The 17000-nt window shown below is 65.5% G+C and carries 16 protein-coding genes; 11 read left to right on the forward strand and 5 right to left on the reverse strand.

Going from position 1 to position 17000, the window contains the following annotated elements; translation table 11 throughout:
• Positions 1-6 precede the first annotated feature (6 nt).
• The 5 genes from BMZ69_RS15970 (at position 7) to BMZ69_RS15990 (ending at position 4395) form a co-directional block, all read left to right on the forward strand.
• Positions 7-2166: a ParB/RepB/Spo0J family partition protein gene (locus BMZ69_RS15970; protein WP_092158299.1), complete on the forward strand. Its 2160-nt coding sequence runs from the start codon at positions 7-9 to the stop codon at positions 2164-2166.
• A gap of 96 nt (positions 2167-2262) precedes the next feature.
• The gene (locus BMZ69_RS15975) at positions 2263-2739 is read left to right on the forward strand and encodes a hypothetical protein (protein WP_092158301.1); all 477 of its coding nucleotides are present in this window, start codon (positions 2263-2265) and stop codon (positions 2737-2739) included.
• Positions 2736-3143 (forward strand): antirestriction protein, encoded by a 408-nt coding sequence (locus BMZ69_RS15980; RefSeq protein ID WP_139219066.1) that lies wholly within the window; start codon positions 2736-2738, stop codon positions 3141-3143. Before BMZ69_RS15975 ends, BMZ69_RS15980 begins: the two co-directional genes overlap by 4 nt.
• 151 nt (positions 3144-3294) lie before the next feature.
• On the forward strand, positions 3295-3858 hold the full coding sequence (locus BMZ69_RS15985; protein WP_092158303.1) for a hypothetical protein: 564 nt from the start codon (positions 3295-3297) through the stop codon (positions 3856-3858).
• 81 nt (positions 3859-3939) lie between these two features.
• On the forward strand, positions 3940-4395 hold the full coding sequence (locus tag BMZ69_RS15990) for a hypothetical protein (RefSeq protein WP_175506826.1): 456 nt from the start codon (positions 3940-3942) through the stop codon (positions 4393-4395).
• A 2-nt stretch (positions 4396-4397) separates the two neighbouring features.
• Here BMZ69_RS15990 and BMZ69_RS15995 read toward each other — a convergent pair whose 3' ends face one another.
• The gene (locus BMZ69_RS15995; RefSeq protein WP_092158305.1) at positions 4398-4793 is read right to left on the reverse strand and encodes a type II toxin-antitoxin system VapC family toxin; all 396 of its coding nucleotides are present in this window, start codon (positions 4791-4793) and stop codon (positions 4398-4400) included.
• Positions 4790-5047, reverse strand: a complete 258-nt coding sequence (locus BMZ69_RS16000; protein WP_092158307.1) for a type II toxin-antitoxin system Phd/YefM family antitoxin — start codon at positions 5045-5047, stop codon at positions 4790-4792. Before BMZ69_RS16000 ends, BMZ69_RS15995 begins: the two co-directional genes overlap by 4 nt.
• Positions 5048-5219: 172 nt before the next feature.
• Between BMZ69_RS16000 and BMZ69_RS16005 the strand changes: the two genes are divergently transcribed.
• The 4 genes from BMZ69_RS16005 to BMZ69_RS16020 all read left to right on the forward strand — a co-directional run bounded on the left by BMZ69_RS16005 (position 5220) and on the right by BMZ69_RS16020 (position 12370).
• A complete protein-coding gene (locus BMZ69_RS16005) occupies positions 5220-9563 on the forward strand; it encodes a strawberry notch family protein (protein ID WP_092158309.1) in 4344 nt (1447 codons plus the stop codon).
• The gene (locus BMZ69_RS16010; protein WP_092158311.1) at positions 9563-10624 is read left to right on the forward strand and encodes a DUF7146 domain-containing protein; all 1062 of its coding nucleotides are present in this window, start codon (positions 9563-9565) and stop codon (positions 10622-10624) included. The genes BMZ69_RS16005 and BMZ69_RS16010 overlap by 1 nt, the downstream gene beginning before the upstream one ends.
• Before the next feature lie 319 nt (positions 10625-10943).
• Complete coding sequence (locus BMZ69_RS16015) at positions 10944-11876, forward strand: DUF2493 domain-containing protein (protein WP_092158313.1); 933 nt, start codon at positions 10944-10946, stop codon at positions 11874-11876.
• 149 nt (positions 11877-12025) lie between these two features.
• Positions 12026-12370, forward strand: a complete 345-nt coding sequence (locus BMZ69_RS16020; protein ID WP_210188037.1) for a hypothetical protein — start codon at positions 12026-12028, stop codon at positions 12368-12370.
• Here BMZ69_RS16020 and BMZ69_RS16025 read toward each other — a convergent pair.
• Positions 12321-13019: an IS6 family transposase gene (locus tag BMZ69_RS16025; RefSeq protein ID WP_092158315.1), complete on the reverse strand. Its 699-nt coding sequence runs from the start codon at positions 13017-13019 to the stop codon at positions 12321-12323. The genes BMZ69_RS16020 and BMZ69_RS16025 overlap by 50 nt on opposite strands.
• 1199 nt (positions 13020-14218) lie before the next feature.
• Between BMZ69_RS16025 and BMZ69_RS16035 the strand changes: the two genes are divergently transcribed.
• Complete coding sequence (locus BMZ69_RS16035) at positions 14219-14620, forward strand: single-stranded DNA-binding protein (RefSeq protein ID WP_092158319.1); 402 nt, start codon at positions 14219-14221, stop codon at positions 14618-14620.
• Between the two features lie 138 nt (positions 14621-14758).
• Here BMZ69_RS16035 and BMZ69_RS16040 read toward each other — a convergent pair whose 3' ends face one another.
• A complete protein-coding gene (locus BMZ69_RS16040) occupies positions 14759-15958 on the reverse strand; it encodes a DUF1173 domain-containing protein (protein ID WP_092158321.1) in 1200 nt (399 codons plus the stop codon).
• Between the two features lie 419 nt (positions 15959-16377).
• On the opposite strand from BMZ69_RS16040, the gene BMZ69_RS31610 reads away from it, so the two are divergent.
• A complete protein-coding gene (locus BMZ69_RS31610) occupies positions 16378-16542 on the forward strand; it encodes a hypothetical protein (RefSeq protein ID WP_175506827.1) in 165 nt (54 codons plus the stop codon).
• A gap of 33 nt (positions 16543-16575) precedes the next feature.
• On the opposite strand, the gene BMZ69_RS16045 is transcribed toward BMZ69_RS31610, so the two are convergent.
• On the reverse strand, positions 16576-16854 hold the full coding sequence (locus BMZ69_RS16045) for an HU family DNA-binding protein (protein ID WP_092158323.1): 279 nt from the start codon (positions 16852-16854) through the stop codon (positions 16576-16578).
• Between the last annotated feature and the right edge of the window lie 146 nt (positions 16855-17000).

A 17000-nucleotide genomic window follows, 5' to 3' on the forward strand; every position in this document is an offset into this window, starting at 1 on the left:
GACACCATGGCCAAGGCTTCCAGGAAGAAGATCCAGACCCCTGTCGTCGCGATGATCGAATTCTCCCGCTCGCGCGACATCCCCTTCAACCGGATCAGGCTGTCGGACAGCAATGTCCGTGAAATCGGCGTCGAAGACGGCCTCGATGAGCTGACCCACGATATCGATCGGCGCGAGGACCTGGTGATGGGCCTGAATGTCCGTGCCGTGCTTGACGCCGACGGCAATGAGACGGGCGATTTCGAGACTCCCGCCGGTGGCCGCCGCTTCCGGGCGATCTCGCGTCTGGTGGAAGCCGGCCGCTTCCCGGTCGATGGACTCGTCCCTTGCCTCGTCAAGAAGGCCAACGCCAAGACTTCAGCGATCGACGACTCGTTGGCCGAGAACACGGTGCGGCTCGCACTCCACCCGCTCGATCAATTCAAGGCGTTCAAGCGCATGATCGATGACGGCATTACCAGGGAGGAGATCGCCGACGCCTATCGCACGACGCCGCGCTACGTCACCCAGCGCCTCCGCCTCGCCTCCGTTTCCCCAGCGCTGCGCGAGCTCTATGCGGGCGACGAGATGACGCTGGCGATGCTCGAAGCCTTCACCGTCAACCCCGACCACGCGCGCCAGGAGCAGGTCTGGGAGCGCATTACCGGCTCCTGGCAGAAGGAGCCCTGGCAGATCCGACGCATGTTGACGGAGACCACGGTGCCGTCGGCCGACAAGCGTGCTCTCTTTGTCGGACTGGAGGCCTATGAGGCCGCCGGCGGCCCCGTTCTGCGCGACCTCTTCTCCGACGACGACGGCGGCTGGCTCGAGGACGTCGGCCTGCTCGATCGCCTCGTCACTGAGAAGCTCCACATGCTGGCCGACGAGCTCGCGAGCCATGGCTGGAAGTGGATCGAAGCCGCGGTCGAGCTGCCCTATGGCTACGCCAACGGCCTGCGCAAGATCGGCAGCGTCTCCCAGGAGCTCACCGAGGAAGAGCGCGCAGGCAGAGAGGCCTTGCGCAAGGAGTACGACGACCTCGAAGCTGCCTATTCCGATGCTGACGAACTGCCGGACGAGGTCGATCAGCGCTTCAGCGAGATCGAAGCAGCTCTCGCGGGCTTCGAGAACCGGCCCGCGATCTTCGAGCCGGATGAGGTCGCGCGCGCCGGCGTCTTCCTCACCATCAACCGCGACGGCGAGCTTGTCGTCGATCGCGGCTATGTCCGGCCTGAGGACGAGGCGCCGCTGGTCATCGATGGGGAAGACTCCGGTTCGGAGGGTGACGATCCTGAGTTCGTCGACGGCACTGAATCATTCCAACGTACCGCCATCTCGATCGGCGGCCAGCCGGTCGACGTGGAGGAAGAGGACGACGGCGTCATCAAGCTCCTGCCGGAGCGCCTGGTCGGCCAGCTCACGGCCCACCGCACGCTCGCCCTGCAGCAGGCCCTCGCCGAAAACGCGCATGTTGCGATGACGGCGCTGCTGCACCGGATGGTGATGGAGCGCTATTCCTACTCCGCGCCAACCGGCTGCCTCGAAATCTCGGTTCGCCACCGGTATTTAGCCTCGCAGGGATCGGATCTCGCCGAATCCCCTTCCGCGAAGGCGATCGACGAACGCTACGAGGCCTGGAAGACCGATATCCCCTCGGACGAGGGCGCCCTGTGGGACTGGATCGCTGACCTCGACGACGCCAGCCGCATGGCGCTTCTCGCCCATTGCGTCAGCTATGGCGTCAACGCGCTCTACGAGCGGCCGAACGACCACAGCGCCGCAGGACCGAGCCAGCATAGTCTGGTGCGCCGTCTCGCTGGTGCTGACCGCCTCGCGCGCGCGACCGGCCTCGACATGGTGGTCGATGCCGGCTGGCGGCCGACCGTCGCCAACTATCTGGGGATCGTCACCAAGGCGCACATCCTGGCCGCCGTCCGTGAAGGCGCCGGCGACCGTGCGGCCTCGCTCATCGAGCATCTGAAGAAGGGGGACATGGCCACGCAGGCCGAACGGCTGCTGGCCGATACCGGCTGGCTGCCCGAACCGCTGCGCACCCCCCACCTCGAAGGGGATGCCGTTTCGGCGGAGACCCATGGCGAGGACGAGGCGCTGCCGGAATTCCTGATCGGAGACGACGCGGATGCGGCGGATGAGGGCGAGGACCATCACCTCGTCGCGGCCGAATAGTCATCGGCGGGGCGGCTTCGGCCGCCCCGCCGATCGTCACCATCGCATTCCTGCCCCGGTCGTCGACCGGGGCATTTTCGTTCTGGAGACACATTCATGTCCGCATCGCTCATATTCGACATCGCTCCCCTCGGCTCGCTCATCGGCTACAGCGATGGGAGCCGAAAACCGCCGGCCCGCTTCAGCAAGAAGCTCGCGGCCTGGGAACGGCGCAATGGCGTCGGCCGACTTGTGCGCAAGGTGCCGGAGCGCGAGCGTCCGACCTACACCGCGCTGCCCTGCTTCACCTTGAACGAGGGCAGCTTCGGACAGGACGGCATCATCGTCATGACCGTGACCCGCACCTACGGGATCGACAGCGATCTGACCTTCCGCGTCGTGGAACGCCCGCGCATCGGGCAGGTCCGGATTGTCCAGACCGTCGGCGAGAGCGACGAGTTGCTGCATCTGGCCGAGGACCAGGACGCCGCGGAACTGTGGCTCGCGAAAACTGGCTACCGCAGCGCCCGTCTCGAACCAGTCTGCGCGGACGCCGTCGGCGCCGATATTGTCGAAGGGAGGGCGGCGACATGACCCAGCATCCTGCAACGCTGGTCCCCGAGGAACGCCGACCTGCATTCCTCCCCGAGCTCTTCGGCGTTCCGATGCTGATCGTCGCCGAAAACACCGTCTACGCCATGATGGATCGCCTGAGTCCGCGCGACTATGGCGGCGGCCACTGGAACTTCTACGAGGATCGTGGCCAGCCGCTCTTCCTCGCGCCGACCTCGAAGCCCCGGCTCCGGATCGAAGGCGAGATCACCTGCTTCGAAGGGGAAGTTTCGGCCGAGGCAGCCGGGATCATCGCGACCCTTTTTACTTTCTCGCATCTCTCGTTCCAGTTCCGCTCGAGCTTCCTGAGCGATGGCTACGAGCGCCTTCACGCTTACGTCGACGGCCATCCCGAAGCGTCCGAAATCTACCAGACCATCGACTGATCCACGAAAGCGCCCCGCTCGATGCGGGGCGCTTTTGTCGTGTCGGCCTCGGGCGCTGGTCGAGAGCAGAGAGGGAGAGGTCGGCCGGTCCGGCCGTGACGGGTCGTGGTGCGGGAGAGTGGCTCCTGCAGCCCGTCATGGAGAAACCGTGATGAATGCTCGTCCCTCGTTCCCGATTGCTGGCCTGAGCACCCGGACGCCTACTGCCCGCGCGAGCGCCGCGCTCACCAACGCACCGAGCTTGCCGCTGCGGATCACCTGCCTGGGCGAGGCGCACTACTGCGACGGGGATCCCGCCTCCCGCGCCTACTCCGCCCCGCGAAACGTCGCACTGGCAACAGCCGGCTCCATCGCTGGCGCGATCGCGGCCGTCGAAGTTCTGGCCGGTCAGGATCGGATCGCCATCCACGATGACAGCGCGGTCGCCTTTACGCCACGGCTCTTCGTCGTCGTCGATGACGACCAATGCCAGGTCATCGCCGGCGAACCTGACGGTCTTGGCATCAAATGGTGCGAGCCGGTCGCCTCTGACGGCGAGGCCAGGCTTGTGATCTCGCAGGCCTGCGACCTGCGCCGAGAAGCCTCGTGCGCGGCCGCTGCGGAGCATCATCGGGAAGCCCGCTCGCTTCGCTTCCGGGCCAGTGCCCTCGAAGGCCGGCTCGTCCATCCCGACTGGCGGCAGCGGGCGCGCGCGGCGCTGCTTCACGCCGCCTGACCGCTGGCCGCAACCTCCCCACGGCATCCCACCGAACCTGCCCGGCTCCGAGCCGGGCGATCTCGTTTCAGGAGAGCTTCGATGCCCGTTTTCACGATCGAAACCACCTATCACCTGCCCGTCTTTCGCCATCGCGACTATAACGCCCGGACAATCGCCGCCGCTTGCCGCCTCGCCATCGACGATGATGACTGGGACGTCGGCAGGCCGGACTACGAGTCCGCCCACGAGAGCTTCGTTTCCGGAATCTGGCCCGGTGCGAAGGCCGCTTATTCGGCGCCGTCCCTCACAGTGCCGGCCCATTTCGGGGAGACTATCCAGCGCAAGGCCCGGCATTTCGAAACGCTGCTGGGCCTTCTCAAAATGATGATGGTCGACATCCGCGCCGGCTCTACGCCCTCGAGCGAATGGGTATCGCGCGCTGCGTGGGCGGTCGCGCGGGGCGAAGCCATCCTTGCCGGAGCCAAAGATCCGAAAATGGTGGGAGTGGGTCGTGGTCGGGAGGCGCTCTCAGGCGAAGGAGGCTCCGATGCCTGAGATCATCGCCCGATCTGGAGGGCCGAGCGCACATCCGTCTGGCCGAAGTCGTCGCCGATATAGAGCAGCGGGCAATCGTGCTCGATGGCAACCGCATAGGCAAAGCAGTCGCCATAGTTCAGCGACGCCGGGTGGATGCCCTTGCCCCACCGAGCATAGGCGCCCGCAATCCGGCGGGCCGACGCCGCCGTCACCGAGACGATCTCGAAGCCCAGCCCGGAAATCAATGCACCGACCTCGTCGCTGACATTGCGCTGTCCGGCGACAATCAGCGCCTCGGCGACGGTCCCGGCCGAGATCAGCAGCTGCTCGGCTTCCTCGATCGCGGTCATGCAGGCTTCGTCCTGCGGTTCGCCGAGCACGATCGCCATGAGGGCCGAGGTATCGACGGCGATCACGCGGGCAGCCCGTCATCGCCATAGAGGAAGTCCTGGCTGTGGGCGGCATCCGCTCCCGGCAATGCCTTGCTCGCGGCCGCGGCCCTGACTTTCTCCATCAGCGCGCGCCGGCCCTTCAACCCGGGCGCGGCCGCCATGGCGACGAGCCGCACAACCTCATGTCCGCGACGGGTCAGGATGACCTCGTCGCCGGCTTCGGCCCGCTTCACCAGTTCGGTGAGCTGCCCCTTCGCATCGCTGACAGATACGCGCATCGCGCGGCTCCCTCCGCTAGGTAGAAATCCTCTCCCGAGAGATGGTCCATTGAATGGTCCAAGTCAATGACGGCCTGAGAGAAAGAGTGTGGCCGGGACGGGGTTTGAGCCCGTCCGGTCCGAGAGAGAGCGCCGCCGGGTTTGTTCCTCCCGCTCTCCCGGGGATTGCCCGATGAACGCCGTGTTTCCTCTTCCTGACGCCGCGACCGCGCCGGACGCCGCTGTCGTCGCCCCCGCCGCTGCGGTGCACGCCGCCGCCATTCTCCTGCTTCCGCAGCTCGAACGCGGCCAGCGTGTCGATGCAAGCGTTCTGCGCTCTGCCATGGAAAGCGCTTTCGGCGCGTCCGACGCCTCCGGGGCCTGGGACTGGAAGACTGCCTATGACGCCTGCGAGGCCGCGACCGTCCTGTTTATGCGGAAATATGGGAAGTCGCTTCTCCGCAGAGCCGGCTCTCCGGCCGCTCTCCTGCCGCTTCTCGGCAAGATCGTCGGCCTTCTCCCCACGCAAACCCGCCGTTCGGAGGAGAGCCAGGCATTCCAGCAGTTCTCGACACCGATCTCGCTGGGCATCGCCGCCGTTACGGCTGCTGCCATCACGCCCACTGATCGTGTCCTGGAACCCTCGGCCGGCACCGGGCTTCTGGCCATCCTCGCCGAGATCGCCGGCGGATCGCTCGTTCTGAACGAGCTCGCGGAGCTGCGCGCAGGCCTTCTTTCCCTTCTCTTTCCGGCCGAACCTGTGACGCGCTTCGATGCCGCGCAGATCAACGATCATCTCGAGCCGGCAATCGCTCCCTCCGTCGTGTTAATGAATCCGCCCTTCTCGGTCCTCGCCAATGTCGAGGGGCGTGTCACTGATGCCGCCTATCGCCATGTTGCCAGCGCCCTGGCGCGGCTGGCCGATGGCGGCCGGCTCGTGACCATCACCGGCTCAAATTTCAGCCCCGAGGCCACGGCCTGGCGGGACGCCTTCGTCCGCCTTCAGGGGTGCGCCCGCATCGTCTTCTCTGCCGCGATCGACGGCGCGGTCTATGCCAGGCACGGCACGACGATCGAGACGCGCCTCACCGTCATCGACAAATTGCCGGCGATCGATCCCACTTGCTTTCCCGCTTCGTCGGGCTTCGCCCCCGACGTCGCAACGCTCTTCGCCTGGATCGCTGCGCAAGTCCCGCCGCGGCTGCTGATCGCCGGCGCTCCGAAGGTCACGCCCGCTGCGATCGCACCGCGGACCGTGCGCAGCTATCTCGCGCGCGCCGCCACCACTGCGCCGGCGCGTCCACCGATCGGTGAGATCGAGGGCGTCGAGCTCGCGTACGAGACGGTCGACTGGACGCCCCCGGACGGCGCCCGCCTGACCGATGCCATCTACGAAGAATACGGATTGCAGGCGATCCGTATTCCCGATGCGCAGGCGCATCCGACCAAGCTGGTCCAATCCGCCGCGATGGCCTCGATCGCGCCGCCGAAGCCGTCCTATCGCCCGATGCTCCCGGCGAAGCTCGTCAGCCGTGGGCTCCTTTCGGACGCTCAGCTCGAAACCGTCATCTATGCCGGTGAAGCCCATGGCGAATTCCTCGCCGGCTCCTGGACCGTCGACGATACCTTTGACATCGTGAAGGCGGCCCCGGAGGATGCACCCGGCGCCGTCCGATTCCGCCGCGGATTCATGCTCGGCGACGGGACCGGCGCCGGCAAGGGCCGCCAATCGGCCGGCATCATTCTCGACAATTGGCTACGCGGCCACCGCAAAGCCGTCTGGATCTCGAAATCCGACAAGCTCCTGGAAGATGCGCAGCGCGACTGGTCCGCGCTCGGCATGGAGCGCCTGCTTGTCACACCTCTGTCCCGCTTCCCCCAGGGTAAGACGATCGCGCTGCCGGAAGGGGTCCTTTTTACGACCTACGCAACGCTGCGCTCCGATGATCGGGCCGAGAAGGTCTCGCGCGTCAAGCAGACCGTCGAATGGTTGGGGCCCGACTTCGATGGCGTGATCGTCTTCGACGAGAGCCACGCCATGCAGAACGCGGCCAGCGGCAAGGGCGAGCGCGGCGATGTCGCCGCCTCGCAGCAGGGGCGTGCGGGCTTGCGTCTCCAGCACGCCCTGCCGAACGCCCGCATCGTCTATGTCTCCGCGACGGGGGCGACCACAGTCCACAATCTCGCCTATGCCCAGCGGCTCGGCTTCTGGGGCGGCGACGACTTTCCCTTCGCGACCCGCGCCGACTTCGTCGAGGCGATCGAGGCTGGCGGCCTTGCCGCGATGGAGGTCCTGGCGCGCGATCTCAGGGCGCTTGGCCTCTATACGGCCCGCTCCCTCTCTTACGATGGTGTTGAATACGAACTCCTCGAACACGAGCTCACCGACGAGCAGCGGCGCATCTACGATGCCTATGCCGGAGCTTTCGCTGTCATCCACAATCACCTCGATGCTGCGATGGAGGCCGCCAATATCACCGGCTCCTCCGGTACCTTGAACAAGCAAGCGAAATCCGCAGCCCGCTCTGCCCTCGAGTCGGCCAAGCAGCGGTTCTTCGGCCATCTGCTGACATCAATGAAGACCCCCACCCTGATCCGCTCGATCGAGCGCGACCTCGAGGCGGGCCATTCGGCCGTCATCCAGATCGTCTCGACCGGGGAGGCGCTGATGGAGCGCCGCCTGGCGGAGATCCCAACTGAGGAATGGGCCGACATCCGCGTCGACATCACGCCTCGCGAATATGTGCTCGATTACCTCGCCCATTCCTTCCCGGTGCAGCTCTATGAGCCGTTCACGGACGGCGACGGCAATGTCTCATCGCGCGCTGTCTTCCGCGATGGCCAGCCTGTCGAAAGCCGCGAGGCGGTGGCACGCCGCAACGCGCTGATCGAGAAGCTCGCAAGCTTGCCGCCGGTCCCGGGTGCACTCGATCAGATCGTACAGCGCTTCGGCACGGATATGGTCGCCGAAGTGACCGGCCGCTCCCGCCGTATCGTGCGCAAGCCCAGCGCCGACGGCAGGGGCCAGCGCTTCGTCGTCGAAAGCCGCGCCGGCTCGGCCAACCTCGCAGAGACGCAAGCCTTCATGGATGACCAGAAGCGCGTGCTGATCTTCTCGGATGCCGGTGGCACCGGTCGCAGCTATCACGCCGATCTCGCCGCGAAGAACCAGCGCCTGCGCGTCCATTACCTGCTCGAACCCGGCTGGAAGGCCGACGCCGCCATTCAGGGGCTCGGCCGGACCAATCGCACCAATCAGGCTCAGCCGCCGCTCTTCCGGCCGATCGCCACCAATGTGAAGGCCGAGAAGCGCTTTCTCTCCACGATCGCCCGCCGCCTCGACACGTTGGGCGCGATCACGCGCGGCCAGCGCCAGACAGGCGGCCAGGGGCTGTTCCGGCCCGAGGACAATCTGGAATCGCACTACGCCCGCGACGCGCTACGCCAGCTCTATGTCCTCCTCGTTCGCGGCAAGGTCGAGAGCTGCTCGCTCCAGCGCTTCGAAGATACGACGGGCCTGAAGCTGATGGACGACAACAGCATCAAGGATGAATTGCCGCCTATCACGACCTTCCTCAATCGGCTCCTGGCGCTCACCATTGAGCTGCAGGACATCCTGTACTCGGCCTTCGAGCAGTTGCTGACCGCCAAGGTCGAAGGCGCGATCGCGGCCGGAATCTACGATCTCGGCCTCGAAACGCTCCAGGCGGAGAGTTTTGTCGTCAAGGATCGCCGCACCATCTACACCCATCCCGACACCGGTGCGGCAACGCAGCTCCTTACCGTGGCGCAGCGCCAGAAGAACCGGCCAGTCTCGCTAGAGACTGCGCTGGCATGGCTCAACGACCCACGCGCCGTTCTTCTCGTTAATGAGCGGTCCGGGCGGGCAGCGGTCCAGATTACGGCGCCATCGCTGATGCTCGACGATGGCGAGATCGAGCGCCGCGTCACCCTGTTGCGTCCGATGGAGCAACACTACGCGACGCTCAAGGCCATGGCTGAGAGCCATTGGCACGAAACCGACCGCGCGACCTTCGCCAAGGCATGGAACGCCGAGCTGGCCGAAATCCCGAGCTTCTCGGAATCGAACATCCATGTCGTGGCCGGCCTGCTGCTGCCGATCTGGAAGCGCCTGCCGAATGAATCCACGCGGGTCTATCGGCTCCAGACCGATGATGGCGAACGCATCATCGGCCGGAGGGTCTCGCCGGCCTGGGTCGCCGGCGCCATGGCGACCGGCACCACGATGCTGTCGGCAGACGATGCCTTCAGAACGCTGATGGACGGCCGGACCATCCTCGAACTCGTGGAGGGCCTTCAGCTTCGGCGCGTCCGCGTCATGGGTGCCCACCGCATCGAACTGTCCGGCTTCACCGATACGATGCGGGAGCGGCTGTCTGCCTATGGGCTCTTCCACGAGATCATCTCGTGGAAGCTGCGGATGTTCGTGCCAACCGATAGCAACGGCGCGGCCGTTCTCGAAAGGCTGCTTGAACGCTGGCCCGTCGAGCGCATCGGCGAGAAGGAGGCCGCATAATGGCTCGCTTCGATGCCGGCGAACTCGCAATCCGCCTCGGCCGTCAGGCCGAGGCGGTATGCCGCCACTATCTCTCATCGGGACACCGCGAGGGCCGCTACTGGCTGGTCGGCGATGTCCGCAACACGCCGGGCCGCTCGATGTTCGTGCGCCTCAAGGGCGCGGAAACCGGCAAGGGCGCGGCCGGAAAATGGACCGATGCGGCGACCGCTGAACATGGCGACCTCCTCGACGTCATCCGTGAGAGTTGCGGTCTCGTCGACTTCAAGGACGTGGCTGAGGAAGCTCGCAGTTTCCTCAGTCTTCCCCATCCTGATCCGAACCCGGATGAGCGGAAGGGAGGCGCCTCGCCCGCGTCAGCAGGTTCACCGGAAGCGGCGCGGCGGCTGTTCGCCATGTCGCAGTCCATCGCGCGGACGCGCGTGGAGACCTACCTGCGGGATCGCGCCATCACGGCCCTGCATGAAACTGGAGCCCTGCGCTTCCATCCAACCTGCTACTATCGGCCTGACGAATATTCCCCGACCGAGACCTGGCCGGCGATGATCGCCGCCGTCACCGACCTCTCCGGCAAGCTGACCGGCGCGCACCGCACCTGGCTCGATCCCGGCGGCTTCTCCGAGGCCCATCTCGGCCGTGCGCCCATCGAGACGCCCCGGCGTGCGATGGGTGATCTCCTCGGATCGGCCGTCCGGTTCGGGGGTGGCTCGGAGGTGATGGCAGCCGGCGAAGGCATCGAAACGGTGCTGTCGGTTCGGTCCGCTCTGCCCACCCTGCCGTCGATAGCAGGGCTGTCGGCGGCCCATCTTTCCGCCATCCTGTTCCCGGTGACGCTGCGGCGGCTCTATATCGCCCGCGACAACGACCCAGCAGGCGACGCTGCGATGGCGGCCCTGATCGAGCGTGCGAGCGCCGCCGGCATTGAGACCGTCGTGCTGATACCACGGCTCGGGGACTTCAACGAGGATCTCCGGCTGCTCGGTCGCGACGCATTGGCGACGGGGTTGCGGAACCAGCTCGCGCCCCAGGACATCGTCCGTTTCATGTCCCTGGTGTCATGACCGGCAGGGGGGGTGGGCTGTCGCGGTGGCGTGAGAGATCACGGTGATGACAGAGGTCTTCGGGCCTGCGAGGCCGCACCCACGGCCTTCTGAGAGGGCGATCGGGCGTCAGCCGAGACGGACAGGCAATGGCTGCGGCCGACGATTTTCCGCCGCGTCCTGCGGACGCTTTGCATCGCGAAGCAAAATCGCCGGCCTTCACCATCCTCCACTGCGTTCCGGCCTTTCGCTGCACTTCAGGTGCAGGTCCGTCCCGTCCGCCGCCTCCGCCGCCATGAAGGCCGCGATGGGCGCGGCTTCGAGCCGAAGGAAGACCGCCATGACCGACGAACACGGCACCACCTACGAGCCGCACCACGGCGCCTCCCCGACCGATCACGTCCTGCAGGAACTCGCGCTCTACGGCTATCGTCCCTTCCAGGGCGAACCCGATCCGCGGCCGCTCCCCGAAGGCAACATCGTCGCCGGCAGCATCGCCGACATCTTCGATGCCCTCGTGGTGGCGCTCTCCGACACCCGCCTCGAACCCGATCTCGAAGAGCTGCTCTGGGGCACGGTCAACCTCTTCCATCGCGCGACCGACCGGATTGAGCGCGAGCTGGACGACAACGAAGTCGCCCAACGCCGCCTTCAGCGGGAGCAGGACGGCTCCGAGGTGAAGTCCGCCGAGCTTGAGCGCCTGACGGCCGAGGGGCAGACGCTTCTCGAACGGCGCGACGCCTTCGAGCTGATGCGCGACCAGGCCGCCGAGCATTTCGAGCGCAACACCCATTCGATCTGGCGCCCCCGCACGGGCTCGATGGTCAACCATCGCAACCTCACCGCCGCGATGATCGACAGCCGGGATTTCCTCGCCGCGAAGAGGCGCGCGCAGAACGAGGTGCTGCTGCCTGCCGGACCCAAGATCGCCTTCACCGGTGGTCTCGATTTCGACGATTACCGCCTGATCTGGGCCAAGCTCGATCAGGTTCACGCCAAGCATCCCGACATGGTGTTGCTGCACGGTGGAAGCCCGAAGGGCGCCGAGCTCATCGCCGCCAAATGGGCCGACAACCGCAGGGTCACGCAGGTCGCCTTCAAGCCCGACTGGACCAAACACGCCAAGGCAGCTCCTTTCCGCCGCAACGACGCCATCCTCGACACCATGCCGATCGGCGTCATCCATTTTCCCGGTACCGGGATCCAGGACAACCTCGCGGACAAGGCCCGCAAGCTCGGCATCCCCGTTATGAAGTTCGACGGCGGCGCGTAAGCGCCGCTTTCGGACCAGACGAGTTCGCACATTGCTGTCGACACGGTCTCTCCGGTTCTTTCGGCAATAGCCTTTCGGCGCCGGCCGCGAATTTTGCCCTCCCAAGTCACCTCATTCTCTGGCAAATTCTCTATCAAGCGAGGTTGCAGATGCCGAACCGGATTCCACTCGACCCGAAACTGCCAAAGGCCTTCGACGCCACCGCGAACGAAGATCGCAGCAAGGCGCAGCTCGATCAGTGGTGGGACCGACCTTACGGCGTCACGCGAGCGGACGGCCGCATCGACGTGCGGTGCCTGAACGGAGGCACGTGGGATCGCTCGACATATCTCGGAACCGCCGCCGACTATGATGCAGCCTGCGCGCTGGCTGAGGCCAAGCAAGCCGAATGGTTCTGTCGCAAATTTTGTTTCGAGCCGGAGCGAGGGCCGGTGAAGACGGTCTTCAGGCGGCGATGGCCTCGAATTGTTCTTTCAGCGTCGGAGCCGGATTGAAGGCGAAGCGTCCTTGGCGTTTGCGCATCATCTGAACCATCTCGATGCCAGCCAGCGTGATCGCCGCCGAGCCAAAGGACTTGAACCCCAGCATTGGCCGAGCCCGTCGCTTGATCCTCCGGTGATCCTGTTCGATCCGGTTGTTGAGGTATTGGCTCTGCCGGATCCCGATCCGTTTCAGCGGTCGTCGGGGTCGATCCAGCAGCCGGCTTTCGGTGTCGCAGGCGATGATCGCCTCCCGGTTGGTCTGGCTGCCGTCAATCACGATGCGATCAGGCCGGCCATGGCGCGCAAGCGCCTTCCGCAGAAAGCGTTTGGCCGCCGGCAGGTCACGGTGCTCGCTGAACCAGAACTCCACCGTATCGCCGACACTGTCGATGGCGCGATACTGATACATCCAGCGACCCCGGACCTTGATGTAGGTCTCGTCGACATGCCATTTGCCGGTGACCGCGCGCTTGCGCCGATTGAAGCGTTCGAGCAGCCGCGGCGAAAAGTGCTCGACCCAGCGATGGATCGTCGAATGATCGACGCTGACCCCACGCTCGGTCAGCATCTCTTCCAGGTCGCGCAGGCTGAGGCTGTAGGCCAGGTACCACCGCACGCACAGCAGGATCACTGAACGGTCGAAATGGCGGCCTTTGAACATCGAACGACTCCCACAATGCGGAGCAGCCATCATACCACAGCCAATCTCGTGCAGCAGTTTGCGACAGAGCCAGCCGAATGGCTCCGGTTCCGCGAGCGGCCCGTGGTTCATCTCGGAGGCGAACAGATTTTGCTGGTTCGCCAGCCGCAGCGGCCCGACGAAGCGCAGAAGGAATTGGCCTCGTTCCCGACGCCGGAAGCTGCGAACGAGTATCTGCGCTCTAACTTTCCCGAGGCTGCGTCGCAGGGATAGCGCCGGATACGGGATGGAAGATTTGCATAAAAGGTCCATCGCGCCAGGACATCATTGGAACGCGGGATCGGAGCCGGATTGCCAGAATCCGCGAGGCGTCCTCCATCGGAATTTGGGCGAGCCCCTGGGGCAGTTCTACTCGCGCCCTGCGGGGCGCTCCCGGAGCCCGCAGGCGGTCTCCACTCATCCGCATGACGATCCTCCTGCACCGCGCGACGGCATGAGGTCCGCTCCGAACCGACCGGCTCTCCGCGATCGGTCGTTTTCGGGGAACCCTGCCAGGACATTTGCCGCCAGCCTTGCCCCCTGCTCGGTCAGGATCTCCGTTTCTTGGAGGCCTGGTCGCTGCTGTCGATCTGAAACTCTCGGTGCGCGAGGGAGCCCATCATCTGCTTGGATCTGGCTGTCCGCCCGGCGCTATGCCGGCGAGCGGCCCACTTGGTAGAGTGGATGCAGACGCAGGATTTCTGTCAGAGCCCTCCGCAATGCTCCTGCGCCGAGCGGGTATGCGTCGAGCCAGAGCGATGCCGATCCGCGCCTTGAACCCGATGACCGGCTTCGCTGCCTTCCCGGAGGACCTTGCCTTGCGACCGATCAGCTGACGTAGCTGGGAAGATCGTAGAGGTGGGAGCCGCTTCGGGTGGTGGGCGTGAAACAGGCCTGCCGCTTCATCGCTGCCGTCGAAGGCGATGGATCGGCTGAACGTCTCCGTCTGTGCGCTTTCAGAGGCACCAATCCCTCCGACTGACTGATCCCCTAAGTCCGTTCGGTTTTCTCCGGCAACCCCCGCGGCTCCGGACCGTGTTGCCGCGCACGCGCGGCTGCCCGCACCACTCCGGGCCTTAAGGGCAAGCTGCTGTCAGGCCAGCAGTTGCAGGAGTCTCCCGACGGCCTTGGCCGGGTCTCGTCGGAGGGATGGTCCCTCCGAGAAGCAACGGAGACCTACCATGCAGAACATCGTCATTCTCGCCGGCAACATCGGCCAGGACCCGGAAGCCCGCACCACCCAAGGTGGCACCCGCATCACCCACTTCACGCTGGCCACCTCGCGGCCCCGCTACGCGGAAGGCAAGGTCGTCCGCGACGCGAAAGGGTACCGGGTCCAGGACACGGAATGGCACCGGATCACCGCCTTCAACGGCCTCGGCAAGACGATCATGGAGCATTGCGGGAAGGGCATGAAGGTTCTGGTGCGCGGCCGCATCCACTACACGAAATGGACCGACCAGCAGGGCAATGACCGCTACGGATGCGAGATCATCGCCGAGACGGTCGACTTCCTGAGCCGGGCGCCCCAGACCGAGAGCGAAGCCGACCAGCCCGAGGGAAATGAAGACATCCCCTTCTGATCGGCAGGACAAAGGCCCGGCGGCGAAAGCCGCCGGGATTTTTCGTGGGAACGGGTCCCGCTGCTTGGGTCCTCGTGAAAGCGGGAGTCTTCGAAGCCGCGATTTGCTTCGGCGCGGACGGCGCACTCTTTTGGCATCTTACCGGGCCGGAAGGGCCGGCATCTCGCCCTGGCCCACATGCCAGATCCAGCTATCCATCTCGGGCCGAGCGGCGATCATCTCCTCGAGCGCGGCCGCATAGGTTTCGTCCGCGCTCGCAGGCACGACGAAAAGCGCCAGCGGCCTTGGCCGGTGCTGCATCAGCAATGCGGCCACGATCGGTTGGTCCGCGGGCGAAGCAAATCGCAGGCCCTTGATACTCTGCTCGCGCGTCTTCGCCAGCGCCTCGACCAGGCGCAACTCCTGCGCGGATTCGTAGGGGATCCAGTTCTCGGCCACGACCATCCATGCGATCTCCTCGACAATCGCGAGGCCAGCGGCATTGAGCCCGAAGGTTGCGACCGCGATCAGATGCGAGGCATCATTCGCCGCCCATAGCGCAAGCTCTGCTTCGAAGCGAGCCTGCACACGCGCCCAGGTCCTGTCGTCGAGCAGGAACGGAAAGCCGGGCCAGTGCCTGACGACGAGCCGGTGGCCGCCACGCGCCGCCTGGAATTCCTTGACCTCTCCGACCAGCACCATGAGCTTTCGCGGACCGGTCCTCTGCGGCTGGATCACGCTCAGTGCGGCGACCCGTCGTTGCTCAATCGCATCCCTGTTCTCGGCGCGGAACGGTTCCGGTACCAACAGCATCTCGCTCAACGGAGCGCCCTTCACCAGCATGGTCTTCGCCGCTTCGAGCAGGTGCCAGCGAATGTTCCACCAGTGCCGCTTGCCGGCCCAGGCGGAGGTCCATTTGGTCAGGCCAGCCTCATTCCAGAGGAGGTGCATCAGCGCGCGGAGCGATAGTCGGCGTGCCTCGCTCTTCACCGAGGTCGATTCCGATGCTCCCGGCGTCGGCGCAGCCCGGCTGCCGGTCCGCGTCAGGCTGAACTCCAATCGCAACGCGGCCATCCCGCTGTCGGGATCGAGCCGGATCGCGCTGCCTATCAGAGGGCCAAGGCCCGATAGGTCGACCGGCGGCTCATAGGAATCGCAGCCCGGATCGTGCTGGCCGCCGCTGAGCGGCATGCGTTTGATCACATGCTGCTCGCCCATCGCCGCGACATACATCGGAACGCCGGGCTGGCGGCATAGGCATAGGGGGCGGATGCGATTGCGATAAGCCGCCGCGATCGCCACGGAAAACGCCGGCTCGTCTTCGTTCAGTACGGCGCCTGCGATCTCGAACCGGCGCATCCAAATCCTCCTCGCCTCGCAAGGGAGTTTCGCCCGCCATGATCGATGCTGCAACCGTACGAGTGAGGACGCAGATTGAGCTCGCGAAAGTGCGCTTGGGAACCCGCCGAGGAGCTTTCGGCCCGGCGCCGGACCGTCATTCTGGGTGTCTCAGCCGAAGGCCGGCATCGAGCCGGCCTTCGGCTCTCTGGTGCCGACCGGAGCCCAAATAGTCTGCTCAGATCGTCCAAGAGTGTCATGGCGGTCCGGAGGCCTCAAGGACGAGCGGTGCCCCCAATTTTGCCGCCGGCCGCTCGCGCGCCCGCCGACAAAATCGGCTCCCCCACTCGCCGGCTTGGCCGGTCGCTGCGCGATCCCTGACCCCTCCGGCCCACCATGACCGCCGGCGTCGTCTTTCACACTCAATCGAGGAGACGACGATGACGATCGAACAGCACATCGAGGAACTGCGCGCCGAGCAGCGGGATGCAACCGACCGTTCTGAGCGCCGCCAGATCGAGGCGGAGCTGGTGCTGGCGCTGGCCGAGCGCGAGGTAATGCTGGCGGAAGCCGAGGGCCGTTACAGCAGCGAGCCTCCCTTCTAAGGGAGGCTTTTGCTTTGAGCGCGCTTGGCGGGCTCAGCCGTTGAGCGCGTCCTTCACGGCCTTCGCCGGGGTGAAAGTCAGCTTCTTCGAAGCGGCGACCTTGATCGTCGCACCGGTCGAGGGATTGCGGGCTTCCCGTTCCGGCATGTCCTTGATCTTGAATTTGCCGAACCCCGCGACGTTCGTCTCGCCCCCGGTCTTCGCCGCTTCCGTAATTTGCTTGAACACGCTGTCGACGATGGCCTTCGCCTGTGCCTTGGTCAGGTTCTGCTCGCTGGCAATCTTGTCGGCGATATCGGCTGCGGTCGTCATGGGAGAAATCTCCAGTCAGGTTGATAAGCTTGTCCGGTATCGCAGGTGGCTTGTGGCGATGGTAGGGCGAGGAATACGCTCCGCGCCGGAATCCACGGAATTTCGCTACTTTTCGCACGCCAGCGTCACCTTTTCGGCTGAGATTG

This window comes from Allobosea sp. CRIB-10, from assembly GCF_900112185.1.
Lineage (GTDB): Bacteria > Pseudomonadota > Alphaproteobacteria > Rhizobiales > Beijerinckiaceae > Allobosea.

Excerpts from the sequence above, each read along its gene's own strand:
- BMZ69_RS15970 (WP_092158299.1), top strand. The coding sequence starts at position 7 with ATGGCCAAGGCTTCCAGGAAGAAGATCCAGACCCCTGTCGTCGCGATG.
- BMZ69_RS15975 (WP_092158301.1), top strand. The coding sequence starts at position 2,263 with ATGTCCGCATCGCTCATATTCGACATCGCTCCCCTCGGCTCGCTCATC.
- BMZ69_RS15980 (WP_139219066.1), top strand. The coding sequence starts at position 2,736 with ATGACCCAGCATCCTGCAACGCTGGTCCCCGAGGAACGCCGACCTGCA.
- BMZ69_RS15985 (WP_092158303.1), top strand. The coding sequence starts at position 3,295 with ATGAATGCTCGTCCCTCGTTCCCGATTGCTGGCCTGAGCACCCGGACG.
- BMZ69_RS15990 (WP_175506826.1), top strand. The coding sequence starts at position 3,940 with ATGCCCGTTTTCACGATCGAAACCACCTATCACCTGCCCGTCTTTCGC.
- BMZ69_RS16000 (WP_092158307.1), bottom strand. The coding sequence starts at position 5,047 with ATGCGCGTATCTGTCAGCGATGCGAAGGGGCAGCTCACCGAACTGGTG.
- BMZ69_RS16005 (WP_092158309.1), top strand. The coding sequence starts at position 5,220 with ATGAACGCCGTGTTTCCTCTTCCTGACGCCGCGACCGCGCCGGACGCC.
- BMZ69_RS16010 (WP_092158311.1), top strand. The coding sequence starts at position 9,563 with ATGGCTCGCTTCGATGCCGGCGAACTCGCAATCCGCCTCGGCCGTCAG.
- BMZ69_RS16015 (WP_092158313.1), top strand. The coding sequence starts at position 10,944 with ATGACCGACGAACACGGCACCACCTACGAGCCGCACCACGGCGCCTCC.
- BMZ69_RS16020 (WP_210188037.1), top strand. The coding sequence starts at position 12,026 with ATGCCGAACCGGATTCCACTCGACCCGAAACTGCCAAAGGCCTTCGAC.
- BMZ69_RS16025 (WP_092158315.1), bottom strand. The coding sequence starts at position 13,019 with ATGTTCAAAGGCCGCCATTTCGACCGTTCAGTGATCCTGCTGTGCGTG.
- BMZ69_RS16035 (WP_092158319.1), top strand. The coding sequence starts at position 14,219 with ATGCAGAACATCGTCATTCTCGCCGGCAACATCGGCCAGGACCCGGAA.
- BMZ69_RS16040 (WP_092158321.1), bottom strand. The coding sequence starts at position 15,958 with ATGCGCCGGTTCGAGATCGCAGGCGCCGTACTGAACGAAGACGAGCCG.
- BMZ69_RS31610 (WP_175506827.1), top strand. The coding sequence starts at position 16,378 with ATGACGATCGAACAGCACATCGAGGAACTGCGCGCCGAGCAGCGGGAT.
- BMZ69_RS16045 (WP_092158323.1), bottom strand. The coding sequence starts at position 16,854 with ATGACGACCGCAGCCGATATCGCCGACAAGATTGCCAGCGAGCAGAAC.